Below are 26,939 nucleotides of genomic sequence, written 5' to 3'. Positions count from 1 at the left end.
TACATTCAACCTTTCCGACGGTAAAGATGGATAAACGTGATAGCTAAGGCAAACACAAGAACAACGCCTTTAATAATATCGAAAGCATAATACGGCAAGTTGAGCATCGTCAATCCGTTAAGAAGGATACCGATTAACACCGCGCCAAAGAATGTGCCGATTACGTTCGGTTTTCCCGCGCCGAACACAGAAAATCCGACGAAGACGGCAGCCACGGCTTCCATGAGCAGGGGTGATCCCGCATCAATCTGGCCTGAACCGACACGCGCTGTATACAGGATACCAGCCAATGCTGAGAAGGCTCCAGCCAGTATATAGGCGGCGGTTTTTACTTTGCGGACAGGAACACCCGAAAGCCGGGCTGCTTCCTGGTTCCCGCCTGTTACATAAAGAAACCGGCCCCACCGGGTGTAATTGAGGAAAATATGAACGGCGGCAACCGCCAGAATCATGATAATGACCGGTACGGGAATCCCCGCTAATTTTCCCTGTCCAAGCCAGAGAAAGGATACGTTGAGTGTTCCCGGTGCCGTTGTACCGTCAGGCAAAGGCATGTGGTTATAAACGGAAAAGCCCTGCGTATAGGTTTTATGCACACCGCCAATGATGTACATCGTGCCTAATGTAGCTAGCAGGTCAGGTATCCGGATGTTCACAATCAAGAACGAGTTTAATAATCCGATTACGATACCAACTACAATGGGAATCACAATCACCCAAACAAGCGGCAATTGAAACCATACCATAAGGGACGCCGTAATGACGGTCGTCAGTGATACCGTAGATCCAACTGATAAATCAAACCCATCGACGATGAGCGAAAAAGTAACACCAATCGCAACGAGCGTAACAATAGAAATAGACCGAAGGATATCTGTTAAGTTATCGTAGGTAAAAAAATACGGATCAACAATTGTAAAAAATAGAATGACGGCAATGATAACAGCAAGCGCGCCATATTTATAGGATGCATCCAAAATGCGTGTTTTCAAAGTTGTTCACTTCCCCCGCTGGCGTATAGTAGAATTCTCTCAGCTGTTGCTTCCTCCCGGGATAGCTCTCTTACAATGCGCCCGTCGTACATGACAGCAATACGATCCGAAATTCCCAAAATCTCATTAAGTTCGCAGGAGAAATAAACGACTCCCTTACCTTCCTGCGCCAGCCGGCCAATCAGATTGAAAATGTCCTGTTTGGCGCCAACATCGACTCCCTTGGTCGGCTCATCTAGAAGAAATACATCAGCGGCAGCGTCCAGCCACTTGCTGATGACAACTTTTTGCTGGTTCCCTCCGCTTAAAAAACCTACTTTCTCATCTGTAGTGGGCGTTTTAATGCCTAAATCCTGCACCATGTGCCGGGTGTGTTCCTGTTCCTTTTTTCGGTTAACAAATCCAAGTCTCGTAAATCTCTTTAAAGTAGCAAGCGTGGTATTGGTACGCACGGATTCTTCAACAAGCAGCCCTTCCTTGCGCCTTTCTTCCGGAACCAGCACAATGCCTTTCTCAATCGCATCCTGGGGATTTTTAAGCGCGATCTTTTTTCCATGCAGGTAAACTTCACCGCTTTCCATGCGATCCGCCGCAAACAATATTCGGGACAGTTCACTCTTTCCCGCACCTACGAGGCCGACAACTCCGAGAATTTCTCCCCGGCGGACCGTTAGATTGGCCCCTCGGACACGCGTACCGCGACGCACATTTTTTGCTACAAGGAGAGATTCGCCTAACATGACTTTCTTTTTGGGGATTTCTTCACCCAGTGCTATCCCAAGCATGGCTTCAATAATAGCATCCATCGTAAAATTATCGGCCAAATCATTTTGGACCCGGCTTCCATCCCGCATAACGGTTATCCGATCACACAGTGCAAACACCTCGGGCAAACGGTGTGAAATAAAAATACAACCCACCCCATCCTCTTTCAGCCTCCGTATTACGGAAAATAAGAGGTCAGTCTCCTCGATACTTAGCGGAGCAGTGGGTTCATCAAATATAACAAATTTGGCATTCTGGGCTGCGGCCCGGGCGATGAGAACCATCTGTTTCTCGGATAAAGTAAGCTGTTCGGCCTTTTTTCGAACCGGCAGTGGATAGCCAATGGATTCAAGTACTTTTTCAGCCTCATTGTAGAGGGAACCCCAACCTATCCACTTCTTTCCATGCGGTCCAGCCTGTTGATCCAGCAGGATATTCTCGGCAACCGTCAGCGATGGGACAAGGGCTATATCAACCTCCTGATACACACACTGTATCCCGTAACGCTTCGCTTCAGCCGGCGACTTAATCACAATAGGCTGGCCATCTATATCTAAGGAACCCGAGTCTGCCTGATAGGCGCCAGAAAGTATTTTCATCAGCGTACTCTTGCCTGCTCCATTAGCACCGAGGAGGGCGTGTATCTCCCCTCCCCGGATTTCAAAATGGGCATTTTTCAGAGCCGCAACACCGTTGAACGATTTATTGATTTCATTCATCGTTAACGTGGCCATGGTGTACCTCCTACTTTTTCATCCAGCTAGCGATCCCCTGCTGGCTGCTGCCCCAGTCTTTAATGTAGTTGTGAAGCTGATCGGTCGTTACTTTTTGCTTCGGCAGCTGTTCTCGTGTTATAAGTGATGGTTTAAGCACAATGGTTTGAGGCGTTTGATCCTTGTGGATTTTCTGGTAAACATAGCGAACCTGTACCCGCCCGATATCTTTTGGGTCGACAGCAGCGGAAGCTACCCACGGATTTTTCGGATCCTGAATCATCTGCAAGTCTTCATCACTCATGTCAATCCCATACACTTTGATTTCATTGCGCCCTGCCTGCTGAATCGCACGTGAAGCGCCTTTGGCAAATTCATCCCATGCCGCGAACACTGCAGTGATCTGGCCCTTCTTCGGATATTTCTTGAGAATCGCTTCCATTTGGGACTGCGTATCAAGCGCGGTATTATTAGAGGCTGTGCCGAATGCAGCTACTTCTTTAATGTTTGGATGTTTCTGCTGGAATTGTTTATAAGCAATCTGGCGCCGCTCCATTGGCGCAAAGCCAGCTACCCAAATTTTCACGATGTTACCTTTATCCCCTGAGTCTTTCGCCAATTTCTCAAGTACGGAAGTAGCCATCTGCTTATCGCCCTGTTCAAGAACCGTAACACCCGGCACTTTCAGGTCCGCATCAAACGCCACAACCGGGATACCTTTAGAAACTGCATCCTGCACCCCTTTTTGCAGGGCTTCTGGCGTGCCATGGTCTGTTAAAATGCCGTCAAAATGCTGGGCAACGGCTTGATCAAGGTTGGCCGCCATTTTAGCCAGATCGCCATCAGAAGCAAATACCGTTACCTGGCCCCCGAGTTTGTTCACCTCTTCTTTTACACCGCTGATATATTGCGCAGAAAAGGTGCCAAGATTCATCTGCATGACGAGTGCAATCCGTTTACCGGCCAGTGGTCCACCTGCTCCGGCTGACGCGGTCGCAGAGCCTGACGGCCTGCCGCACCCCGCTACTACCATTCCTGCTAGAAGCAGCAGGCTACTTAAAATAAGCAACGTTTTTTTCTTCATCTTGTATAAGTCCCCCTTTTATATATGAAAAAACCTCTCCTAAAAAAGCAGGAGAGGCCTATCTAACGAAAGAAACCATGGCCTCTCATCTCCCAGGAATCCCTGCAGGAAGTAGCACCTTACCGCGCAGGTTGCGGCAGGTTGCTAAGGCTTCATCGGACCAGTCCCTCCACCTTCTCTTAATGAGAGTTTCAATCTATTTAATTTACTGGTCACCGATTTATTCAGTAAACGCCGGGTCATGAAACGGCTTCGCTACCCAGCCGGCCGGTTCAATAAACAGGCGAACAGCCACAACCTGCCGATTGTCCATTAGCGTAAAGAAGTGCGGGGTATTTTCAGGTACGGAGATGACATCGCCCGCTTCTAATTCCACATCGAAATAGCCTGTTTGCTCATTGCCTTTAATAACGAAAATTCCGTTACCGGCTGCGATAGCGCGCACTTCATCTTCTGAATGCGTGTGTATATCTTTAAATTTAGCGAGAAGTTCTTCAATATTAGGCGTAGCGTCGGAAAGTGAAATCACATCCCACTGAACGTACCCGCGGCGCGCGGCCAGCGATTTAATGTCCTCGTCAAACGCGTTAAGTACTTCCGCTTTGTCATCATCTGTCAGGACAAATTTGCCTTCCAGGTGCTTCGGCAGCTTGCTGCTGTCCCAATGTTCATAGAGCACTTCGAATTGGTCAAGAAACTGCTTAACATTTTCCTCTCCTGAAATCACTTCATTTGTGTTGCGCACTTTAATAACCGCCATGTTTCTCCCATCCTTTCTTATTTGCGTAATAGCTGAAGTTTTATATGGTAATCAAACAAGAACTCGAATGCTTCAAGGTGCCGTTTAGCCGCAAAAGCGCTGTCCCCCCACACATAAATGCCATGATTGCGGATTAACACGCCGGGGACGCGCGGGTCCAGCACCTTGCCGATTTCTTCTGCCAGCGTAGGAATATGGGCAAAATTCTCCACAATTGGAATTGTAATAGACGCATTTTCTTCCCATATATTAAAAGCCTTGATTAGCTCCTGGCCCTGGAAGGTCACGCCTCTATCGTCGCCATACAGCTCTGATACCAAGTTGTTAGCTACTGTGTGGACATGAAACACGGCCTGGCTTTCCAGCACTTTGTTATAAATAACGGTATGAACAAGCGTTTCTGCGGATGGTTTTAAATGGGTCGGTGTTACAGGTCTGCCTGTTAAATCAACCAGCAGAAAATCCTCCGGCGTACTCGCCGCCTTATCCTTACCGCTTGCGGTGATGGCTACCGCTTCTTCCACACGAACCGATAGATTTCCACTTGTCCCCGGAAACCAGTCTCTCCGCGCAAAGTCAGATTTTACGTTGCGCAGCGTGTCAAACGCCTGTTGAATGGATTCAATTCTCATTTTATCTCCCCCCTCGCCGCCTGTTCTGTATGTTGAAGTATCGTAATGACATCATGGAACGTCTCAAACGGCCGGTGCGGCAGGTGTAATTCCTTGCACTTCTGTAGAAGAAAATCCCGGGCAATGGTCCAGTCGGCAAGCCGTGCCCCGGCCAAGTCGGTAATGCTGTCTCCAATGACAATGCGTTCGTACTCCGCCGGATCAAAGGTGCGGATAATAGTGGTTTTGCACATGCCGCAGTCCACATCACAGTGTTCATCGCATGCATGCGGCCATAAAATCTTTACGATCTCACCCGTAAAGTCGCTTCCGTTGCAGTATATATGGTCTTCGGGAATGCCGCACTTCTGCAGTATCGGGTAAACAAAGAAGTCAATGCCGCCGCTTGTTACAAGCAGCCGGATGTTTTCCCGACTACAGAAGTCAATAAAGTCAGAAAATCCTTCGCGAATGCGCACTTGATCAATGGAGAAGCGGACAATCTCTTCTTTCTGTGAGGCTGGCAGGAGAGAAAACATCCGGCCAACCCCTTCCCGGACGCTGATGCGCTGCCCGAGTATGTCGTCTTTTATCGCTTCCCAGCCTGGAGGGTGGAAATGTTTCATGATGCTGATAATGTTGTCGTTCGCTGTAATCGTGCCGTCAAAATCACAGAAGATGACACGCTTTCTGGCGCTGCTCATACCTCGTGCCCTCCCCACTTTTCAATGGCTGCCCTAAGTTCAGGCGAGGATTGTGCCGCTTCTGCCAGCGATTTGCCGGAAACCACCGCAGAAATCGCAGCCGTGAAGGCTTTTCCGCCAGCTTCTGCACCACCCGGGTGGCCATGTACGCCGCCTCCAGCGTTTACAAGCAGATCCGATCCAAAATCGCGGTACAGCAGCGGTACTAATCCCGGGTGGATGCCGGCAGCAGGCGCAGGCAGTGCGGGTTCGTGCACCCCGTTTTCCTCCCGCAGGTTGGAAGCCACCTGCAGCGCTTCATCTTTAGGCATTGCTACTGAGCCGTATGGAGAAGGATAAAGTACAATATCCGCTCCGGCCCAGCGCATTAGTTTCCCCAGCAAAAGCGGCGCTGCTGTACCGTATTCAGGTGATGCGTACATCGCGCCTGTAAATGCCGGATGGGCCATGATCGGAACCGATACATCCGGATCCGCTGCCAGTCGGTGCAGAATGTCAAATCCGTAGGGTGCTACGTTCAGCAGCAGGCAGGATGCGCCGGCTTCTACCATCCGCTTAGCGCGTTCAACAAGTTCGGTCACAGGGCCGGTTAAATTTGGCGCATACAGAACTTTGCGTCCCGTTTTCTCTTCATGTTTTCTGTTATACGCTTCAAAAGCCTTAATCCTATCAAAGATCGGTGCATTGTCATCACGGAAGTAAATTTCATCATCTTTCACCAGATCAACGCCGCCGTTTACCTGCTTTTCATATTCCGCCTGAAGGTCATCCAGTGGAAGGCCAATGCACTGCTTAAAAATGCTCATCAGAAGCGGGCGATTCGGGGCTCCAAGCAGATTTCTCAGCCCTATAATCCCGAACCGAGGTCCTGGAAACTGTTGAAGTATGGGTTCTGGAAGCTCCAGATCAATGAGCCTGATTTTTCCGTCCATCGACAGCTTGCCGAAAACCGTTGTCAGAATGGCGGGAATATCCGCTGTGAAGTTAACCACAGGATACCCGATCCGGATAATGGCCCGCTCGACTCCGTCATCACCCGGCTCAACTTCCCGCACTTCTACTACATGCCCGAGATGTGGCGCCAGCGCCTTCTGCTTCTCAGGGGCGAGCTCAGTCCACGTACCAACTGTGAGGCCGTACGCAATTGCCTGGGCTTTTTTATGATAATCCTGCTTCCCATGTACGAGATAAGAAGCCGTAATATACTCCTCATTCAGGTTTATAGCCTTCAATGCTTTCACCATCCTTGCTGTATACTGAGAAAAACATCGCGGGCCATGCCGCTCTCTCCTTTCCCCGCATAGAAGTTTTTACGGCCGCTTTGTGAACCAACGGGCGGACCGGCAAAACATCTGGGTATCTCAATGATGGAGACTGTTGCCGGTCTTTTTCGCCCTCTGTTCCACACGCTCCACAGGGGAAAGAAAGGTGCGGACATGCGCCTCACGATGTTTTCCTGAGGTGTTTCGGGACCGGAGGTCCCATTTAAAAAATCGCTCAAGGCACTTCAACACGTTAAAGCGAATTATACTTTCTTATACGATCAAAAAGCCCTCTTTTCAGTTCATTCTGAAAGAGGGCATATCACGTCTTGTGTATATCCTTATCTTTCAGAACGTTCACTTCACGTCCTGTAGGAGTTAGCACCTTACTATTTTTTAAATAAAAAATAGCAGGTTGCCGGGCATCATCGGGCCTATCCCTCCGCCGACTCTGGATAAGTATGTCATTTATTCGTGTGGAATTTTTCCGTTGTTGCTAACTGAAGCAATCATAGCGTGAACAAAAGGAAGATGTCAAGAACATTTGCATTTGATAATTTTTATTGACAAAATCAAAAATTCATCATAAATTTTGAAGTATACGCAACGATAACATGCAATCAATTTCAAATCAACTTGCTCTTATCAAGAGAAGGCTGAGGGATTTGGCCCAATGACGCCCGGCAACCTGCCATGATACGTAAAGCGGTAACGCTCCCGATATGGTAAGGTGCTAACTCCAACAGAACACTTTTGTTCTGAAAGATAAGGATTTATGAATGATTTTCGTAAGCCCTCTTTCAGTATGGAAGAGGGCTTTTTGATTTCGTAAGTCCTCAAATAAATTAAACGAGCACGCGAGGAGAGGATTATATGACAGCTTACCGTTCCCTCACAGAGGAAGAAGCCATCGCCTATGCACGCAATATCCCTAATTTATTCCCAGAGGACGCCGATCTCGTAAGCCGCGAAATTGGCGACGGCAACCTTAACCTTGTTTTTCATATTACAGATCGCGGTCCGTCTGGAAAAAGCATTATTTTTAAGCAGGCACTGCCATATGCCCGCGTTGTTGGGGAATCCTGGCCTCTGACACTGGACAGGGCGCGCATTGAAAGCGAAGCGCTGATTCTGCAAAATGAGCTGTGCCCGGGTTTTGTTCCCGAAGTTTACCATTATGATACCGATCTCGCTTTAACCGTCATGGAGGATCTGTCAAGCCATGTCATTATGCGCAGAGGGCTGATTGTTGGTGAGCGTTATCCGGAATTTGCCCGCCATATTGGAACCTTTCTGGCACGCATTCTTTTCCTGACATCCGATCTGGCCCTTAACCCACTGGAGAAAAAACGCAGAGTAAAGCAATTCCTGAACCCTGAACTATGCAAAATTACAGAGGATCTCGTGTTCACCGACCCTTACTTTGATGCGGAAACAAATGAATTTAACCCGCTGATTCGGGATGCAGTAGAAAAGATATGGAACAGCGGCAAACTGAAACTGGAGATTGCTAAGTTAAAGGAGAAATTCCTAACGCAGGCCCAGGCGCTTCTGCATGGTGATCTTCACACAGGAAGCATCATGATAACAAAGGATGACACCAAAATTATCGACCCGGAATTCGCTTATTATGGGCCGATGGGTTTTGATATCGGGGCAGTTATTGCCAACTTGCTGTTAAGCTTCGCCTCCCAGGAAGGGCATATTCAGAACAGCGAGGCACGCGCATCGTACCAGGCTTATCTGCTGCAAACAATTGAGGAGCTGTGGGCCGTTTTTGAACAGGAATTCCGGGATTTATGGCAGGAGAAATCCATTGAACCGAGTTCACATGTGCCTGGCTATGCGGATGATTACATTAGCCGCCTGCTGCAGGACACGGCGGGATTTGCCGGGTGCAAAATGATGCGCCGCGTTATTGGGCTGGCTCATGTGGCAGACCTGGATAGCATTGAAGACTTACAGCTGCGTGCCGACGCAGAAACGCTCGCGCTTTCCATTGGGCAAAACCTGGTGCTCGAACGAACTTCCATAAACAGCATCCACGACATCACCGATCTTGTGCGTCGCATTCAACTGCAGGAGGCCTAAAAAATGAGCCAAACATTTATCACACCCGTAGAATGGCGCGATGATACTGTCCGCCTACTGGATCAGACCCAGCTGCCGGAGAAAACCACATATCTATCTTTATCAACCATTGAGCAGGTATGGGAGGCTATCCGCTTCCTCCAGGTGCGCGGTGCACCCGCAATTGGCATCGCTGCAGCCTATGGTCTCTATTTGGGCGCGCGGACGTTTGACGGCAGCAATTCCGCTGCTTTCGCTGCCCACGTCGAAGAACAGGCTGCGTATCTGGCTACTTCCCGGCCGACTGCAGTCAATTTGTTCTGGGCACTCAACAGACTCAAGCAAGTTGTTACAGCTAAACAGCCGCTTGGATTGAACGTAACTGAGCTTAAACAGGCGCTCTTAAATGAAGCGATTGCGATTCAGCAAGAGGACGAAGAGGTGTGCAGGCAGATCGGCGAGCATGCGCTGACCCTATTTCAAGATGGCATGGGCATTCTCACACACTGCAACCCGGGCAGCCTAGCAACTGCCAAATATGGAACGGCTACAGCTCCCTTTTATTTAGCGAAAGAAAAAGGCTGGGATCTAAAAATTTACGCGGATGAAACCCGGCCGGTACTGCAGGGCGCCCGCCTTACCGCCTGGGAACTCCAGCAGGCGGGAATCGATGTCACGCTCATCTGTGACAATATGGCCGGAATGGTCATGGCAAACGGATGGGTGCAGGCGGTTATCGTGGGGACGGACCGCGTAGCCGCCAATGGTGATGTGGCGAACAAAATCGGCACGTACAGCGTTGCCCTGCTGGCGAAAGCGCACGACATCCCTTTCTATGTAGCTGCACCCCTGTCTTCTATTGACTTGAGCACAGCTACAGGTAAGGAGATCCCGATTGAAGAACGGCCAGACGAAGAAATCACACAAGGATTCGGCAAGCGGACCGCTCCTGAGGGGATTAAGGTATACAACCCGGCTTTCGATATCACGCCTCATTCCCTGGTAACAGCCATTATTACGGAAAAAGGGATTCTTCGCCCGGATGCAGCCGGGTCTTATGAAGAATCATTGAAGAGTCTTTATTAGACGGCCAGCGAAATTTAATTTTTTAAATCCTGAAGCCAAGAAAAAGACCCTCCTGATATGCCAGCAAGGTCAACAAAATATTCATCGGTTAGAAGAACATAAGGAGGCATTCTACCAAACAATACCGAATCTATAATATACTTACAGTAACAGTTTCATGTATAGACTGGAAGGCATGAGCAGCACGCAAAACAATGTCATCCTCGCCATGTCTTCCAACAATCATCATCCCAACAGGCAAACCCTCTGATTTTGCACAAGGAACACTTATTGCTGGGTGTCCTGTAATATTGAATGGTGCAGTATTATAAATCGTTTCTAATGCTCTGGTGACAATTTCCTCTCGTGAGGCATCTGATGAAGGTATTTTTGTTGCCTTCATAGGCGTAGTAGGCATAATCAGCACGTCAAATTCTTGCAGTGCGTTATCATAGGCTTGTTTTAATTTCCGAGCAACATTTTGTGCGATAGCATAATACTTTCCGTTATATTGATCCTGCATATATTGCCCAAGTAACATGGTCATCTTCACTGTTTCTGAATACTCATCTGCTCTTGTTTTGCGTGCCTTTCCATAGGCATCTAGAAGTTTAGTGCTATAGTGTCCCTTCCAATTCGTTCCCATGCCATTTTCTTTGACCATTAAGGACGTAAGACCCTCTATACCAATCCCGTTCCATATGTGAACACCATCACGATGCATGGGAATAGAGACTTCTTTTACCGCTGCTCCACTATCTTCTAAAGAGTAGGCAGCTTGTCTGACCAGATGGTCTACATCCTCCTCGGACAGTCCATCCCAGCCAAAGCCTTCCGTTACGATTCCAACTTTAATGCCCTCAGCATTACCAACAAGTGAATCTGTGTATCGCTTAACTTCTAAACCCGACTGCCTTGGATCTAAGCCATCGTCACCTGCTAGGACTTCAAGCAACAATGCGACATCCTCAACCGTTCTCGCAATAGGGCCGGTGTGATCGATCGTTTGCTCAATGGGAAAAATGCCTGTATAAGGAACAAGTCCATATGTAGGTTTTAAACCATACAAACCAGACCATGAGCTGGGCATCCGAATCGACCCTCCCTGATCACCACCTATTGCCATGTCAACTTCACCCGCAGCAACCAACGCTGCACATCCACTAGAGGAACCACCTGTTGATCGAGTAAGATCGTGTGGATTTAAAACAGGCCCTGTAGCAGAAGTGTGACTGCCTCCAGATAGGCACAAATCTTCGCAAACGGCCTTGCCTACAATTTCCCCACCAGCGTCCAATATCCTGGTTACAATTGTAGCGTCTTCATCAGGTACAAAACCTTCTAGAATAGCTGAACCATTCATCATAGGAACACCTGCTAGACTTATATTATCTTTGAGAACAACAGTTTTTCCAGCTAATTTTCCCGTACTCTTTCCTTGTACGCTCGTTTTCCGATACCATGCATTGTATGGATTTTCTTCGATACTCGGGCGATACCCCGGAGTGCGTGGATATTTTACCGGAAGACTCGGTTCAACCAGCTGATTTAAACGATTATAAGATTCAAGTGGAGCTTTCATCATTTCTTGAAATGAAGATAAATCCTCATCTGTGAGATTAAGATTAAATCCCTCTGCAATCTTTTTTAATTGTTCCATCGTTGGTTTTTTAACAGCCATATATTCTCCTCCTAAATAAAGTGAATTTTAAGAGTACACGCTTACGATCTCTTATTGTTTATTATAAAGCAAATAAGATCTTTATTGAGCAAAATCGTTCGACAGTTCTGATAATTGTCACTAGAAGTTGATAGTATCCTCTTCCAACACGTGATTAATTGGTTTTCCTCAACCATAAGAGGTGCTAATCACCGGGTTCCATTATGAGATATTTTCAATTTGTGCGTTTATTGATTTTTTATTTGTGGTTTTGATGAATATGACCTGGCTCGTAGACTTACTATAGTAAAACAAAGAACTAGAAATAAGAAGCTGGATACTCCTACCATCTCGAAATCAATATTCACCACAGGATAGAAGAACGTAATGGCGTCATAAAAGGAAACCCCGTATGCCAGAACTACAATCACCCATCCTATTGCTCTGGAAGCTGAGTGTCCTATCTTGCCAGATTTGTTGATCATTTGATACGAGAATAGGGAATCAATCGTATCGGTCAACATCATACCGAACATAAAGATTACCCCCACAATTATCGACATATAACCTCCTGAATGAGCCGCTACAAGAGCCCATGCAGACGTTTGAGTCACTGTGTCAGCAGCAAGTGCAAATATACCTCCAATTAGGATAATAAGGAAGGGATTCGCTGTGCCTTTTGCAAACTGCGGAATAAACTTCCCTTTAATTCCGTTAAGCTGAAATTCTTGTTTGCTAGACTTTGTACGCAGGAGATTGTAAATATTCAATGTACCGACAAGAAATAATGAAAGAATAGATACCCAAGTCGAAACGGTATCAAAGTACTGCGGAAATCTAAAGTTCTTGACGAAGATCCCAAGAATGACGGCTACGCCTGCTACAACTAAGCCATGCCCAAACGAAAACAACGCACCTACCCAACGAGCAATTGGACTGCCAACACGCCAATTGTGGCGAATTTGTCCGTCAATAAAGGCTAGATGATCGGCGTCTACTCCATGACGAAGTCCTAATACGAACACAACAAAGATCAGCGATATATTTTCCATGAATCATTCCCTCCTGTGTAATTATACGGTATCTATTGGAATGATTTAGCTTTTGAAATTCCTATTGCCGCTTTGGAAGTGGAAAGAAAGTGTCCATCTTGATATCTATAGATTATGTTAGAGTCCGGAACCACTTGTCCGTTCAAAATGCTGCTTATAAGCTGTTTCCCTATCTCTGGGGTCATATCCTTGTACCATATTCCTTCTGGATAATGAATAACGACACATGCATCTTCACATCTTCCATTACAGCGTGTACGTGTTGTATGAATGAAGGCATCAGCATCAAGATTGGCAATTTGTTCCCGTATGACCTGCGTTACCTCTTCTCCTCCACGTTTTAGACAGCTTGACCCGTTGCATATCAGAAGATGGTGCTTCATACCCTGTAAATTCCATGTAGTCATTCGCTTTCCCCTCCTCTTCCAGGTAAAAACTTTCCTAAAAATAACGGCTTCTTTCTTGGTATGGGACAACGTATTGTTGTCCCATACGTTACATATTTTTATCGTTAATAAAAAACCTCTTCTCGTTCTCCAGTCAGAAATTCATTGGTACGGAGATCAACGTCGTGCTTTTCCACCATACCTGTTTCCATTACAAGTTTCTCCAAAGCTGCTAACCAATGCTCATAGTAGTTCCAGGCAGGGTTATCCTTATGCCCCTTGTTCTCCTTCTCCCACACCGCAATCTCGTGAATTAAGCGAGTTCGGAAATCATCCCATGAGGTATAACGCTTTTGCTCGTACAACGCAAGGGCCATACCAAAAGATCTGCTTTCCCACGGCTCTTCGAATTGTAATTCTCCGTTTTTTCTGGGCGGTGCAGCTTCCTCGGGCATATACGCAAGCACTGATTCAACAGATTTAGTCTCGCAATTTTTCATAGGTTTCCTCCTCATCTCACTGTAGCCGTAGGCGGCTGTACTTTGACGACCCCAATCATGGAGTCTCGCGTAACGATTTGGGCAAGTTCCTCCTCTGTCATTCCTTCAGTACCCTCAGGTCTTTGCGGCAATACCATATATCGCAATTCAGAACTGCTGTCCCATACCCTGATTTCTACTGTATCGGGCAAGTCTAAACCGAATTCTCGAAGTACCTCCCTTGGCTCTTTAACAACCCGGGACCGGTAGGCTGGTTCTTTGTACCATGCCGGCGATAAACCAAGCAGGGGCCAAGGATAGCATGAACATAGTGTGCAAACTACCACATTATGTACAGTATCCGTATTTTCCACTACCTTGATATGTTCTCCCTGCAGACCAAAATATCCCAATCCCTGTAATACAGCCTCTGATTCCTCCAGCAATCTTTGTTTGAAAACAGGATCTGACCAAGCCTTAGCAACGACCTTGGCTCCATGCATAGGCCCAAGATCATGTTCGTAATGTTGTACAACGCTGTCAATCGCATCAGAAGAAAGGATGCCTTTCTCGATAAGCAGTGATTCGAGAGCTTTTGCTCGAGCCGACCAAAATGATTCCGGATGTGGATGGTGATGGGAATGATCATGCTTTTTGTGATCATCAGTCGTCATAAATTTCTCAGTCATAGTAACTCCTCCTCGTAAAAATATTAGTTTGAAGCAGGTTTCAAGTAACTTTCCCAAAGATCGACATACACTGTTTCACTCCGCTTTACTCCCCATAATTCGGTGGCATCAAAACGTACGCGATAGAGATACTGCGGGTTTTCTCCTCTCCCATGAGCGTTATCATCAGGGAAAACATGGGCATCAAACACCGTATCGATGACACCATACTTATCACGCGTATAACGAGGGAATCTTGTATGACCAGATGGATTAAGATTTTTTGTCTTTATTCTTTCCCCCACCTGGAACTTGGGAGAAGACGATACTTTGCGGACTGGAGTCGCGCCAACTTTCATCACTTGTTCTAAAAGATTTACTAATTCTGGATTCTCTCGCCACGGTATTTTAGTATCAGGTTCCATGAGGAAAGTTTGCGTTCGAGTATCGAGTTCTTCTGCGTCCAGTACTCCCTTTTCTACTAAGTTTGTTGCGATGGTCGCAATCCAGTGACTATAATATCCTGAGGTCAGATAATCCACTGGATTCATTCGTTCAATGCCATGTCTGAATTCATCAATGTTAAATAATCCTTGACCCGTCGTTCCAACCATAAGCCCGAAAGCACGCCTTTCCCAATCTTCATAGAAGTAAGGCTCGTTTTCTACTCGAATAATTTCCCCTAATCCATCCATACCTCCAACATCATGGATACCGTTCATTGGTATACCCCCTATATGCGTAATTTAATAGGAATTGGTTCACTCAAGAGATAGTTTCGGAAGAATTTATCTTATTAAATACTCCTTGGAACACTTGGCAACTAATGAATATTGAGTATCTACCATATTTCCAACGTGAAGTTTTCCTACCTGAGTTAACAGTTGATAGGCTTCAATAGGATCAAATCCATAATCTTCCTCCATCCAGAGGATTAACTCCTTGTAAGCTATTCTTGCTGCATCTTCCATTGGGCGAGCGCTGCCGATGACCATAATCTCATCCTTTGATTCAACGCGAGGCCAGGCTACTTTTTTCCCTTTGATTAATTCAATGCGGAATGTCCCTACAGCTGTATGCTCTAGAGCAACTCCACAAAGCTCACCGTCTCCCTGATTTGCATGAGCATCTCCGACGTAAAAATAAGCACCTTCAACGTTCACTGGCAACCAAAGTTTGTTTCCAACACAAACATCAGGGCAATCCATATTTCCCCCATAATTACCTGGAGCTAGTGCAGCAATTTGTTCAATTTCAGGAGCAGTTGCAATGCTACCGTAAAACGGTTTGTATGGAATACCGATCTTATCGTTATACCAAACCTTTCCGTCCTGAATTGGATAAACCCAAACCTTTTCTGGAAGTGATTCATTTAATAGAGCTGTTACATCGGTTCCTGTTAACCCTCCAAAATCCTTAATTAGTGCACTAACGGCAAAGTCTCTAGTAGGCTGAATATCAATGATTTCAACGACAATCGTATCCCCTTTTTCTGCCCCTTTTATATAAAAAGGACCTGTCATCGGATTTAAATAAGGCATATTCAATATTTCACTCGGTACATCCGTCGTTTTTGTGATTTGACTTTCAAAAGCATCTTCTGTATAAACCTTAAAGATCTCTCCCGGTTCAATTTCCGCAATAGGTTTAGAATAAGGTCCGACAGCATAGTTATAAGAACCTGTCTGCTTTAACTCTCGAATCGTTTCAATTTTGCTCATTTTTTTCCTCCTGATTAATTTTTATAGTTTAAGATAACTAATCATCTAAATTTTTAGTTATCATTACAAATGGTTTATTAGACTATTTGACCTCTGATAGCAAATTTTTGGGTTGAGGACCTTCATAAGAATAAGGTGGAACCCAGCTTGTCTTCATATCCGTTGGGAATTTTCTAAAATAATAGCGTCCTCTGGTTCCTGCAGTAATCGAAATGTGTAAAATTGAACCAATAATCATCGATATAAAGGAAGCGTAATAAATAGGGTATACCTCAAATACCCCCATTGCACCAACGATTACAGCAATCAACAAGGAGAGAATACCAGCCGGATTCCAAGAGCGAAGATATTCACGGCGATATTCCACAAAGTCAGATGGAGCTAAATTCATTAGTTTTCGGCAAACATAGTAATCTGTCAAGATTATGAATACCCAAGTATTGGTCAATATTCCGGTAATAGATAAAAATGTACCTGTATATTGCAGGACGTTAAATGCGTAGAAAATAACCCCTATCAGCCAAACTAATAACATCCACCATTGACGTCCAGGACGATAGTTAAATGCCATATCCATCGTATTTGATAAAGCAAGTGAACCAGAATAAAGATTCATTACATTAATTCGAATCTGGGTGATAACAGCGAATACCATTCCAATAAAACCCATTACGAAAGGAAATGCAAACCCTGGATCGGAGGCTAAAGAGTAAGCATTTGTCTTGCCAAGATGCGGAATCAACGTATAAGCCAACATGGCTCCAAACAACATGATAAGAATAGCCGGAACCAGCATACCCAACATAATTGTTGTAGTCCCCTTGTACGTGATGTTTGGCTTAGCAAAACGACCATAATCGGTCGCCATCAGCCCTTGGAAGGCAACTTGGCCATTCGCCATGTTCATAACTGTCCAAATAGAGGCAGCAGTTACCCCATTTTTGGGCATCCAAGATACAGGACCCATAATTGAATAGTTTACTGATAATTCATAAAGACCAATGAGGAAAAGGAGTAGGAAAATTGGAACACCCCATGTTTGTAAAAACTGCATGGAAGTCATCCCTTTCCAAACAAACCATATCGTGATTAAACCAATAGCAGCAAAGATTGCAACACCAGCGGGAGAATTGATCTGGATCCCAGCATAATTTGCAATAGCATGAGAAACGATCGTTCCTTCAAATAAGAAATAGAAAATGTAGTTAACCGCATAAATCAACGATGTAACAGCGGAACCCATGTATCCAAAGCCTAGTCCTCGAGTAAGCAGGCTTAATGATAACCCTTCTTTACTTGCAATCTTCATCGTACACGATCCAATGATCGTTGCCCCAACTAACATGTACAAAATCGGCCAGATAACCGTTGGCCACCCTACCTGATAACTCAAATCCGCACCAAAGCTAAAAAAAAACATAGCTGTGGAATTCCCTAAAAGAACAAGAATTATGGCTGGTATTGGCCAACGATATCGACCCGGTACACGACCAACCGCATAATCTTCAACAGCCTCGGCCTTCGTGATATCTTCTGGGCCTTGAAACCATTCTCTAAACTTGCTCATCATAGACCTCCCTTTTACAACAAATCTACGAAACTGCCTCCTTATTTTGATCAAGCGACATGTTCAATGCGAATGTTCTTTTTGAAATTTAACGCTCATTTCCTTTTGTTCATAAACCTATCCTCCTGTGTATTACATATGTTGCCTCTCCTTTCATATTATTTTTTGAGTTCGTCTCACTTACAATTTGATTATACTTTTTTATTATTTTGATATTAAATGAATATGTAATATTTTCTAACATATTATTCAGAATCGCCAAACATAATAAAACCCGGAAGACGGCTGAATATGGCCGAATTTCGGGTTTTATTAGCTGTTGCTAAAAATTAACATCAACCTTAGTTGAGCGAATCCATTCATTAATTTGTTTTCTAGTTTTATCTCCTTGTTCTGCAAAAGTCCAATCGTATTGCGGATACGCTGCATCTCGGAATGGAGTTAGAGTTCCCATATAAATGCGTAACCCTTTTTCATGTGCTTGTGTAGCAATTTGTTTCATACCTGCAATAATTTGATTTGCATCATAATTATGGGGGGACTTTGCAATATCATTAGTACCTTCCAATAGGATAACATCAATGACACCGGTTTGAGAGAAAACATCTCGATTTAGCCGATCAAGCGCTTTCACCCCGTTCATCGGTAAATCTTGTAATATTCTGTCTTCTGAAATGCCAGCGTTTAAGACAGAAACCGCTTGATTGGGAAATACTCTACAAACGATTAGCGAGGTAATCAGGATAGCGATGGTTTGCATTTAATGTAGAGCGGTCACCATCCGTAATAGAATCACCCAGAGTGACAAAGACGTTGGGCCACTATTTTCTGGTACGTAAACGCTAATCGCTAAATTATCACTATATTTAACGAGGAATGGGATCGGATCACTGAACACCTCTTTACCGACTCGGTTTTTGCTTTGTGTGCATTTTACTCTTAAAGGGACTTTTTAGACAGCCCCATCAAAACTATCAGTGCATTTAGAAGCAAGGGAGCGTTAGTTCCTGCCTATTTTTCAACGAGCCTGTTTTTCAGCTGCCAACAGTGCCTCCATATAGGAAAGTATGTTGGAGCGCAGTTCCGGCCGCGCAATCGCTAATTCTATCGTAGCTTGAATGTAGCCAAATTTATCCCCGACGTCGTAGCGTTTACCCTTAAGTGGAAGTGCCAGCAAAGGGTGATCTTGACATGCTTCCTTCAATGCATCCGTTAATTGAATCTCTGCTCCTTTTCCCGGTTTAATGCGCTCGAGAATGGGAAAAATTGAGGGACTTAAAATATACCTCCCCATGACGGCCAATTGAGACGGGGCTTCTTCTGGTGAAGGCTTTTCCACTAAATCTTGTACCCAATGCGCTTCCATCCCTTTCCATGACACATCCTGCTGAGGGGATACAATGCCGTATTTTCGAACATCCGGCAGCGGTACAGGCTGTACCCCGACTATTTCTGTATCAAACGTCTCATACATATCTATCATCTGCCGGAGCGCAGGTTTTTCCGCTATCATTATATCGTCACCAAGAAGTACAGCAAACGGCTCCTCACCAATAAAATGGCGTGCACAAAGAACGGCATGCCCAAGGCCCTTCGGTTCTTTCTGGCGAATATAATGGATATCCGCCATTTTTGAAATACCTTCCACCATTTTTAGCATGTCTTCTTTTCCACTTTGCGCGAGAGCATTCTCAAGTTCTATAGACTTGTCAAAATGGTCCTCGATCGCCCGCTTATTGCGACCCGTCACCACAATAATACTTTCAATCCCCGACTCGATCGCTTCCTCTATAATATATTGAATTGCAGGTTTATCCACGATAGGCAGCATTTCTTTCGGCAGTGCCTTCGTAGCCGGGAGAAATCGCGTACCGAGTCCTGCTGCTGGAATGACTGCTTTTTTAACTTTCACGTGGTCTTCCCCCTATCGTCTTGTTTTCGGTAAATACCCACAACCGGCTTCCCATGAAATTTACAACCGTACCACATCCTGTGGCTCCTATCTTACTAAGCAAGAGACCCAGCATTAGCCGATCATGCAGCAAATAGAGAAGCCCAAAGGACAGGGATAAGGAAGCGGCATTTATAATCATAAACTTCATAATTTCTGATGGATTGGCCGAATATCCAACCTTGAATGTCCATTTCCGGTTGAGAAAAAAGCTGTTTAACACGCCGGCTGAATACGATCCGATTTGTGAAAGGAGATACGGCAGCCCAATAACTGTCAAAAAGAAAAAGACTGTAAAATCAATGGTGGCATTAGCTGTGCCCACAATGGAAAAACGCAGAATTTGAACAGCATCCCGTTTATTGTTTAACACGCCAGTTCACCTCATCCGGCTGCGGGCGCCCTGCATGTTCCTTATTACGTAGAATATAAAGCGGCCGATTTTTCGTTTCATCGTAAATTCTGCCAACGTATTCGCCCAGAATCCCCAGAATAATGAGGACTACACCGTTTAAGAGAAGCACACATGCCATAACGGATGACCAACCCGGAATGGTATCGGCAGTAAATAACCGCAGAAATAGCGTAACAATCAAATAGACGAAGCTGGAAAAGGAAACGACAAACCCCAGATAGCCGGCTAATTTTAACGGTTTATAGGAAAAGGATGTAATGCCGTCCATTGAGAATCGAAGCATTTTCTTGAGCGGATATTTCGTTTCGCCAGCAAAACGTTCATCCCGGGTGTATTCAATAGCGGTTTGACGGAATCCTACCCAACTCACCAGGCCCCGAACGAAACGGTTCTTTTCCCGAATGCTTCGCATCGCCTCACATACTTTACGATCCATTAGCCGAAAATCACCCGTATCAAGCGGGATATCGATTTCGGCCGCGGCACGCAAAGTACGGTAGAAGAGAGCCGCTGTCCATTTTTTAAACAGCGTTTCGCCTTTTCGCTTTGTTCGTTTTGCATATACAACCTCAAAGCCTTCCTGCCATTTTGCCGCCATTTGCGGGATAAGTTCCGGCGGATCCTGTAAATCTGCATCGATAATCACAACAGCTTCCCCGCAGGCATAGTCCATGCCCGCGGTTATGGCTATTTGGTGGCCAAAATTACGTGAAAAGTCCAGAAGTTTAACACTGTCATCCGCTTCTGCCAATTGTTCAATAATTTGTGCTGTTTTGTCCCGGCTTCCATCGTTGATAAATAATAATTCGTACGGCTCTCCCATTGATTCCATAACTTTCGTGAGCCGCTGATACGTTTCGTTTATGACAGCCTCTTCGTTATAAACCGGAACAATAATAGAATAACGAATCGCTTTTTTCATAGTTAGACCCCTTGCTTCATCATGATCTTTATCATGTTATTTTTGCACATATTCATAGAGGGTTTCAGAGGAATGCCCAAATCCCATCCAGCCCTGGCCGCTGGCTTTTCTAGATTGTGGTTCCATCCACTTGTCAGCCGGTACGATACGGCAGTTGGTCCGGATCCAGTTGGCCACCGCAGTTTGCCGGTTTCCAAAAGAATCTCCTTGTCCCTGGAGCAAGAAATATCGCACCTGGCCGTCCTTTGCCAGTTTTTGCAGTTTCTCAACTGTAAGAACCGGATCCGCTCCCATAAATCCACCCATCGCCATGACTGGCAGATTGGTATCAATCATGATAGGTGCTGCCGACATCGCGTTTAACGTAGCAAGGAAGTATGTGCCTTGCCGATAATTGGCCTTTAAATAGCTTTCAAGTTTAGGGTTTGATACCATTCCATCCCTTTCTTTCTGCATCTTAAGCTCTGGACCCGCAAATGGTTTGGACACCGATCCTCCGTATTGAACCGGCGTCACAGCCCATACCGCTGGAGCTAAGATGAGAGAGAGAATACTCGCGCTGACCGCAAGAGCTGTAATGCCCTTCTTTCCTGTGCCATTTTCCTTCCGCACAGCGAGCATACTAATGAGGGCAATTAATGCCAGTACGCCAATCACCAGCGAAACCATTGTGCCTAATCCCGGATATTTCCATACAACAGATATTGCAAAGCCTGCCGTACATACGAGTGCAGGAGGCAATAACCAGGCTTTTCCTGTGGCTGAAGCGTGCCATTGATTCCACATCTCTTTAAAACCTGCTGCAGCGAGCGCAGCAATACCGGGAGCCAGCATAACCATGTAATAGCTGCTAAATCTGTTTGCAACACTGAAGAAAATGAACATCGTTAAGACCCATACCGTCCAAAAAATGGCCGTCTGACGCTTTCGATCGAGGGGTTCTCTAAGCCGAATACCCCAGAGTAAGGACAAGGCACTAAATAAGACGCCTGGCAATAGCCAGCTTAGCTGCCCGGCCAGTTGCGGGGTCGTAAACAGCCGCAGCAGTCCCGGCCTGCCCGTTTGTCCGCCCCCATTAAAAGCTCCTCTTACATTATGCTGCATCGTTGCGTTCAAATTAGAACCATGGCCGTTCCCGTGTGGCCCCATGGATGATTGGTAGTTGGCATCCGCACCTCTGTGCTCTCCTCCTGCATCCCCTTGTCCGCCTGCCCGATGGTTTTGCTGGGGCCGCATACCGGAAAACCCGCCAACACCACGCTGCTGCCCAACCAATCGATTGATGCCGTTATATCCAATCGCCAGTTCCACCATGGAGTTATTTTGCGTACTGCCTACATATGGACGCTGGTCGGGAGGGGTCGAATCCACAATAAACGACCAGGAAAATGAAACCACAGCGAGCACGACTGTAGCGCAAACTAAGTGAACAATCTTCTTTGTCCAGCTTAAGCGCGGTGAAATCACATAAAAAACATAAAAAGCTGGAAGAACCAGGAATGCTTCCATCATTTTAATGTTGAATCCCAAGCCAACTAGAGCAGCTGCCAACAAGAGCCATTTCAAACTGCTGCGATCCACTGCTTTACTAATGGCCCAGGTAGCAATCAAGGTCGTGAACATTAATAGACTATCAATCTCATTCGTCCTGTCCGCGGCCACGACAATAGGCGTAAGTGCCAAAAACAGTGCCGCCATAAGCCCTGCACCCCGACCGAACACCCGGGCCACAAGATGATAAAGCAAGGCTACCGATAACACACCGGCCAAAGCCTGGGGCAGAAACAAACTCCACCCTTTGAAACCGAAGATGTAGGCACTTAACGTTTGAAACCAAAAACCAACCGGTGGTTTATCAATCGTTATAAACCCTTTTGAATCAAACGAATTAAAGAAAAAATTGTGCCAGCTTTGCAGCATGCTTTTTACCGCTGCAGAATAATAAAGATTTCCATATCCCTCCTGCCCTAATTTGTAGAAGTTAAGAATAATGGAGGTAAGCAGGATCCCCGCCAACGCAATATAATGCCAACTGAATTTAAATTTTCCTTGATTCATAACCCTCTCCTTCATCCATCTTTCATTTTAGATGAAATGACTTTTTCCTTTGTTGTTTCAAGATAAGCATACTCCGGGATTGTGTCAGAATTATGATGTTGAAAATGAAAGCCGATCTCAAACGCGAGATCGGCTTTCATGTAATCTATCTTCTATTTAATAACACCATACTCGATAATTTTCACACTCGGCTTTACCGTAACGGTCGCCTTCGAAAACTCATCCGGCCAGTGATTCTTAACTTTTTTCCACTGCTGATACCTGAAGGCACGCGCATAATCACCAAATCCAACCGGATCAAGTTTCTGTTTCTGCACCTTCGTGATCAGCCCATTTAAGTCCTTTCCGATCTGTTCTGAAATGATCGCAGCTAATTTGTCTTTATTTTTTTTGGTATCCATATTAAATGTACGCTCCGTAATGGATACATCCAGCGTCATCTTTACGTCAAAGGTAAAATGACTGCCATCATGACCCGTTGAAATATTACGGTTAAGTCTAGTGACATCGACCGTTACAAAATCTCTTCCTTTTATGTTTTTAAGAAAATTACTTTTCTTTAATGACGCAGATGGCAGTTGCATGGTAAGGGAAACCGGCAGTTCCTCCTTCTTCTGCAGCATGAGAAGCAGGGCACTTTCCCTGCGATCTAATGATAACTTATAGACCCCTCTATCCGTTAATAGCGCGGTGCCGGTAACAACAAGCTCATCCTTTCCTTTTTTCATTTCTGTGATCGCTGGCGTGATTCCCTCATTGAAGGATTCCCTATGAAATTCATCAATGGTAGTAACATCTGTATGATTGTAACTTTCGTTTACATCGATTAAATTGGTCAAATATTGGGGAAGAATCGGCTTATCTTTAAACTCACTTTGCATAATGGAAGAAACGGACCCCTTTACAGCGATTATACGCATATTCCCCGTATTTTTTGGATCACGATACCATACGTCCATATAAGGCATGGCGCCTTCCTTTTTTAAAAAGTTCTCGCTCAATAAGAGCGCCTGTAATTTTCCCGTTGAAACGATGCCGTTGCTCGAGGCATTGAACACGTCTCTTGCCTGCCTGGTTGTATACACTTTTGATCCGTAGACCTCGTATTTTTTCTTCGCATTCTTACTAAAAATAGGGCTCATCTGATACACAATCAATTGATCATCCCCGTCTATGTCGTACCCGTAAACTAAGGATATCGTTTGCCTCTCAAGTTCACGCTGATCCCAGCAACCTGGCAGGATGAGTAACACACAACAAGCCAGGATGAATGTCACCCATCTAGTCATTTTGCCTTCCTCCCTTTCAAATACGTATAACCCGTTACATATAACAGAAAGACAACCGGAAAAGCATAGGCCACGAAATAACTAGCTACTCCCCACCATTCCCTCAGTGCATCCGTATGCGCTATAGAAGGTGTATAAAAAATTAGAATCAAAACAAAAGAGGCCTGCAAAATAAAAGTAGGTAACTGCCATTTCGTTTTATTAAACAGTTGGTTAATCGCATACGTAGCAGAAAAAACGTAAGGATAAGCTGATGTTGAAAAAACAAAAAGATAGAAAGATAAAAAAACAATTTCGAATCGTTCAAGAAACGGAAAATGAATGGGCTTAACTAGGGTCAGTGTGGGCCATAGAAATTCCGAAATGCCAGTCGGGCTAAAATAAACAAAACAAACCAATGTAATAAGAAGATAAGCCATCAACGTAAGGGTATTGGCGATGACAATTCCTTTCGATGCGGATTGTTTATTTTTGAGATAGGGATAAATGATAAACGCAAGTTCAAATCCGAGAAAAGCAATGCTCGTTGTTTTCACTGCATATAAAACCGGCATCCACCCTTCTTTTAAAACAGGGAGGAGATACACCCAATGGCTATTTTTAAGGGGGATGAGTATCACTACCGCCAACCAAAGCGTAAAGAAAAAGACAAATACAGCATACCGGCTAATGATCCGAATCCCACCGCGAATCAACATATACCCTGGAATGATAAACAAAAGCATGAGTGCATAATCTGGCGTTTTCGGCAAAATCCACAGACGAATAACAAATACGATTGAAAAAGCCAGGGATACAGACGCGAGTAAATAATATAAAATCCAGATAATGATTCCTGCTTTTCCCATCCATTTTCCTGTATAACGTGTTAATAGATCATACAACGTGTCTCCTGGATGCTTGGCCATTAACCGTACAATGCATAGACTTACCAGCGTGGTTATCGCCCACCCGATGATAACCGAAATCCAACCATCGGTACCTGCCACCTGTTCCAATTCTCGCGGAAGCGTAAGCACACCGTATCCGATCTGAGCACTATGAATCGTCAAAATATATTGCAACAAAGAGATTTCATTTTTTCCATCCCTTCTCACGTATTTTCATCCCCAGTTCCCCCATTATTCTCCTGTCGTTTCAACTGTTTAGGCTTAATGGATAAGGGTCGTTTTTTGAACATCCATTGTGGCAACCGAATAAACGTATCCTTCATATCCGAAAGATGCAGGGGCGATATGGGACTGCTATATGGAACACCGAGTGATTCTAAAGACAGTAAGTGAATAACCATAACCATCATTCCAATCATTATCCCAACAATGCCAAATATGGAGGCCAAAAGCATCATGGGAAAACGGAGGAGCCGAATACCCGCCGACATTTCATAGTCAGGAATAATAAAAGAAGCAATCGCCGTTATCGATACGACAATAACCATGACATTGCTCACCAGTCCGGCCTGAACTGCTGCCTGGCCAATGACAATACCGCCTACAACTCCTATGGTCTGTCCAATGGGGGCAGGGAGCCGCACCCCTGCTTCGCGGAGCATTTCGATCACCACTTCCATGCTTATTGCTTCTAATAAAGGTGGGAATGGAATTTTCTCACGCGACTCCCCGAGCGTTATAAGCAATTTAAGCGGTATCACTTCATAATGAAAAGTAATCATGGCGATGTAAAAAGCAGGGGTAAAGATCGCAATAAAAAATCCTGCGTAACGCATGAGACGGATAAAAGAAATAACGAGCGATCTTATACTGTAGTCGTCAATCGTCTGAAAAAAAGTATGGAAGGTCATCGGTCCAATGAGCACACCAGGTGAACGGTCAACTACAACGGCGACTCGTCCCTTAAGCAGATGATGAGCCGTTGTATCCGGACGTTCTGTTACAGAAAACTGTGGAAAAGGGGTAAAAGAGCTATCTTCAATGAACTCTCCCAACTGACCTGTGGTGAGAATGGCATCCACTTTGACGGACTTGATTCGACACTCCATTTCCCGGAGGAATTGTTCATTCGTTACATCAGCCAGATAAAGCATGAAAAGTTTGGAGCTTGCACGCTCCCCAACAGTAAATTCCTTAACTTTTAATTCACGGTTTGGAATAAAGCGACGGATCAGTGCCATATTTTGGCTGGCCGTTTCCGTAAACCCCTGATGAGCACTTTTTAACGATTTTTCTGTCTTTGATTCCTCAATGGCCCGCTGGGGCCACCCTTGTGTTTCCATCTCATGCGCGGTTGGCTCTCCATCAATAAAAAGAATACTTTTCCCATTAAGAAGAGCCTGTTCAACCTCCGACCACGTCTGGACCTTTTTGATTTGGCCAATTGAGACAGCAGACTCCGAGAAATCCTTTTCATTCAATTTTTCGAACATAAGTGGACGAAGAATATCCATATTTATGGAAGTTTTATCTACCAGCCCTTCCATATAAACAAGCGCTGCTTCCTGTCCTGTCTTTAATTGAAATGTCCGTGTAATCAGTTCCGGTATTCCACTGAATAGCACGGATAAATAATATAAGTTTGTGGAATTAGAGGAAGAAATCGTGCTATTTAATACGTTATCAGCCTGTTTCTGCGTAGAAAATGCCTTCCTCCCTCGCAGCCAATTATGAAAAAAACCCATTCGTTCACCCATTTTCTGGTTGTGATTTTATACGGGTTATTATGAGAAATTGGATGTTGGAGTATACGGCAGGCTTATCTGGTAAAATGAAGAAGCACCGCTTCCGGGGA

The 26,939-nt window shown here is 45.2% G+C and carries 26 protein-coding genes and 3 riboswitches; of the genes, 2 read left to right on the top strand and 24 right to left on the bottom strand.

Features of this window, described 5'->3' with window-relative positions; genetic code table 11:
• Positions 1-5: 5 nt before the first annotated feature.
• From PP175_RS06855 to PP175_RS06825, 7 genes are all read right to left on the bottom strand, one after another.
• On the bottom strand, positions 6-992 hold the full coding sequence (locus PP175_RS06855) for an ABC transporter permease (protein ID WP_272442046.1): 987 nt from the start codon (positions 990-992) through the stop codon (positions 6-8).
• Positions 989-2,491, bottom strand: a complete 1,503-nt coding sequence (locus PP175_RS06850; RefSeq protein ID WP_272442045.1) for a sugar ABC transporter ATP-binding protein — start codon at positions 2,489-2,491, stop codon at positions 989-991. Before PP175_RS06850 ends, PP175_RS06855 begins: the two co-directional genes overlap by 4 nt.
• Positions 2,492-2,501: 10 nt before the next feature.
• On the bottom strand, positions 2,502-3,554 hold the full coding sequence (locus PP175_RS06845) for a sugar ABC transporter substrate-binding protein (protein WP_272442044.1): 1,053 nt from the start codon (positions 3,552-3,554) through the stop codon (positions 2,502-2,504).
• A gap of 82 nt (positions 3,555-3,636) precedes the next feature.
• Positions 3,637-3,743, bottom strand: a riboswitch (SAM riboswitch).
• Between the two features lie 31 nt (positions 3,744-3,774).
• Complete coding sequence (locus tag PP175_RS06840; protein ID WP_272442042.1) at positions 3,775-4,314, bottom strand: 1,2-dihydroxy-3-keto-5-methylthiopentene dioxygenase; 540 nt, start codon at positions 4,312-4,314, stop codon at positions 3,775-3,777.
• Positions 4,315-4,331: 17 nt separating this feature from the next.
• Positions 4,332-4,946, bottom strand: coding sequence for a methylthioribulose 1-phosphate dehydratase (locus PP175_RS06835; protein ID WP_272442041.1), 615 nt, complete (start codon positions 4,944-4,946; stop codon positions 4,332-4,334).
• Positions 4,943-5,629: a 2-hydroxy-3-keto-5-methylthiopentenyl-1-phosphate phosphatase gene (locus PP175_RS06830; protein ID WP_272442040.1), complete on the bottom strand. Its 687-nt coding sequence runs from the start codon at positions 5,627-5,629 to the stop codon at positions 4,943-4,945. Before PP175_RS06830 ends, PP175_RS06835 begins: the two co-directional genes overlap by 4 nt.
• Positions 5,626-6,846, bottom strand: a complete 1,221-nt coding sequence (locus PP175_RS06825) for a 2,3-diketo-5-methylthiopentyl-1-phosphate enolase (RefSeq protein ID WP_272443205.1) — start codon at positions 6,844-6,846, stop codon at positions 5,626-5,628. Before PP175_RS06825 ends, PP175_RS06830 begins: the two co-directional genes overlap by 4 nt.
• A 383-nt stretch (positions 6,847-7,229) precedes the next feature.
• Positions 7,230-7,353, bottom strand: a riboswitch (SAM riboswitch).
• A gap of 177 nt (positions 7,354-7,530) precedes the next feature.
• A riboswitch (SAM riboswitch) is annotated at positions 7,531-7,663 on the top strand.
• Between the two features lie 101 nt (positions 7,664-7,764).
• Here PP175_RS06825 and mtnK point away from each other — a divergent pair.
• On the top strand, positions 7,765-8,982 hold the full coding sequence (gene mtnK, locus PP175_RS06820) for an S-methyl-5-thioribose kinase (protein ID WP_272442039.1): 1,218 nt from the start codon (positions 7,765-7,767) through the stop codon (positions 8,980-8,982).
• Between the two features lie 3 nt (positions 8,983-8,985).
• Positions 8,986-10,047 carry an S-methyl-5-thioribose-1-phosphate isomerase gene (gene mtnA, locus PP175_RS06815; protein WP_272442038.1) on the top strand — a complete coding sequence of 354 codons (1,062 nt, stop codon included), beginning with the start codon at positions 8,986-8,988 and terminating at the stop codon, positions 10,045-10,047.
• A gap of 130 nt (positions 10,048-10,177) precedes the next feature.
• Here the strand turns inward: mtnA and PP175_RS06810 are convergent, their stop codons facing one another.
• The 17 genes from PP175_RS06810 to PP175_RS06730 all read right to left on the bottom strand — a co-directional run bounded on the left by PP175_RS06810 (position 10,178) and on the right by PP175_RS06730 (position 26,829).
• Positions 10,178-11,707, bottom strand: coding sequence for an amidase (locus PP175_RS06810; RefSeq protein ID WP_272442037.1), 1,530 nt, complete (start codon positions 11,705-11,707; stop codon positions 10,178-10,180).
• Positions 11,708-11,934: 227 nt separating this feature from the next.
• Complete coding sequence (locus PP175_RS06805; protein WP_272442036.1) at positions 11,935-12,738, bottom strand: HoxN/HupN/NixA family nickel/cobalt transporter; 804 nt, start codon at positions 12,736-12,738, stop codon at positions 11,935-11,937.
• 32 nt (positions 12,739-12,770) lie between these two features.
• A complete protein-coding gene (locus tag PP175_RS06800) occupies positions 12,771-13,145 on the bottom strand; it encodes a (2Fe-2S) ferredoxin domain-containing protein (RefSeq protein WP_272442035.1) in 375 nt (124 codons plus the stop codon).
• 104 nt (positions 13,146-13,249) lie between these two features.
• Positions 13,250-13,624: a nitrile hydratase accessory protein gene (locus tag PP175_RS06795; protein ID WP_272442034.1), complete on the bottom strand. Its 375-nt coding sequence runs from the start codon at positions 13,622-13,624 to the stop codon at positions 13,250-13,252.
• A gap of 11 nt (positions 13,625-13,635) precedes the next feature.
• A complete protein-coding gene (nthA, locus tag PP175_RS06790; RefSeq protein ID WP_272442033.1) occupies positions 13,636-14,292 on the bottom strand; it encodes a nitrile hydratase subunit alpha in 657 nt (218 codons plus the stop codon).
• 23 nt (positions 14,293-14,315) lie between these two features.
• The gene (nthB, locus tag PP175_RS06785; RefSeq protein ID WP_272442032.1) at positions 14,316-14,993 is read right to left on the bottom strand and encodes a nitrile hydratase subunit beta; all 678 of its coding nucleotides are present in this window, start codon (positions 14,991-14,993) and stop codon (positions 14,316-14,318) included.
• Positions 14,994-15,059: 66 nt separating this feature from the next.
• Positions 15,060-15,992 carry an acetamidase/formamidase family protein gene (locus PP175_RS06780; RefSeq protein ID WP_272442031.1) on the bottom strand — a complete coding sequence of 311 codons (933 nt, stop codon included), beginning with the start codon at positions 15,990-15,992 and terminating at the stop codon, positions 15,060-15,062.
• Positions 15,993-16,074: 82 nt separating this feature from the next.
• Positions 16,075-17,562 carry a purine-cytosine permease family protein gene (locus tag PP175_RS06775; protein WP_272442030.1) on the bottom strand — a complete coding sequence of 496 codons (1,488 nt, stop codon included), beginning with the start codon at positions 17,560-17,562 and terminating at the stop codon, positions 16,075-16,077.
• Positions 17,563-17,881: 319 nt separating this feature from the next.
• The gene (locus PP175_RS06770; protein ID WP_272442029.1) at positions 17,882-18,319 is read right to left on the bottom strand and encodes a GDSL-type esterase/lipase family protein; all 438 of its coding nucleotides are present in this window, start codon (positions 18,317-18,319) and stop codon (positions 17,882-17,884) included.
• 258 nt (positions 18,320-18,577) lie between these two features.
• Positions 18,578-19,471, bottom strand: coding sequence for a UTP--glucose-1-phosphate uridylyltransferase GalU (gene galU / locus PP175_RS06765; protein ID WP_272442028.1), 894 nt, complete (start codon positions 19,469-19,471; stop codon positions 18,578-18,580).
• Positions 19,461-19,883: a GtrA family protein gene (locus PP175_RS06760; RefSeq protein ID WP_272442027.1), complete on the bottom strand. Its 423-nt coding sequence runs from the start codon at positions 19,881-19,883 to the stop codon at positions 19,461-19,463. Before PP175_RS06760 ends, galU begins: the two co-directional genes overlap by 11 nt.
• Positions 19,870-20,847, bottom strand: coding sequence for a glycosyltransferase family 2 protein (locus PP175_RS06755; RefSeq protein ID WP_272442026.1), 978 nt, complete (start codon positions 20,845-20,847; stop codon positions 19,870-19,872). The genes PP175_RS06760 and PP175_RS06755 overlap by 14 nt, the downstream gene beginning before the upstream one ends.
• Before the next feature lie 36 nt (positions 20,848-20,883).
• Positions 20,884-22,905, bottom strand: a complete 2,022-nt coding sequence (locus tag PP175_RS06750; protein WP_272442025.1) for a glycosyltransferase family 39 protein — start codon at positions 22,903-22,905, stop codon at positions 20,884-20,886.
• Between the two features lie 11 nt (positions 22,906-22,916).
• Positions 22,917-23,045, bottom strand: a complete 129-nt coding sequence (locus PP175_RS06745; protein ID WP_272442024.1) for a hypothetical protein — start codon at positions 23,043-23,045, stop codon at positions 22,917-22,919.
• 12 nt (positions 23,046-23,057) lie between these two features.
• Positions 23,058-24,194 carry a Ger(x)C family spore germination protein gene (locus tag PP175_RS06740; RefSeq protein ID WP_272442023.1) on the bottom strand — a complete coding sequence of 379 codons (1,137 nt, stop codon included), beginning with the start codon at positions 24,192-24,194 and terminating at the stop codon, positions 23,058-23,060.
• A complete protein-coding gene (locus tag PP175_RS06735; protein ID WP_272442022.1) occupies positions 24,191-25,291 on the bottom strand; it encodes a GerAB/ArcD/ProY family transporter in 1,101 nt (366 codons plus the stop codon). Before PP175_RS06735 ends, PP175_RS06740 begins: the two co-directional genes overlap by 4 nt.
• Positions 25,288-26,829 carry a spore germination protein gene (locus PP175_RS06730; RefSeq protein WP_272442021.1) on the bottom strand — a complete coding sequence of 514 codons (1,542 nt, stop codon included), beginning with the start codon at positions 26,827-26,829 and terminating at the stop codon, positions 25,288-25,290. Before PP175_RS06730 ends, PP175_RS06735 begins: the two co-directional genes overlap by 4 nt.
• Positions 26,830-26,939: the final 110 nt, after the last annotated feature.

Source organism: Aneurinibacillus sp. Ricciae_BoGa-3, from assembly GCF_028421645.1.
GTDB lineage: Bacteria > Bacillota > Bacilli > Aneurinibacillales > Aneurinibacillaceae > Aneurinibacillus_B.
The sequence above is the reverse complement of the archived record's forward strand: the minus strand, read 5'-3'. Positions and strand labels throughout refer to the sequence as shown.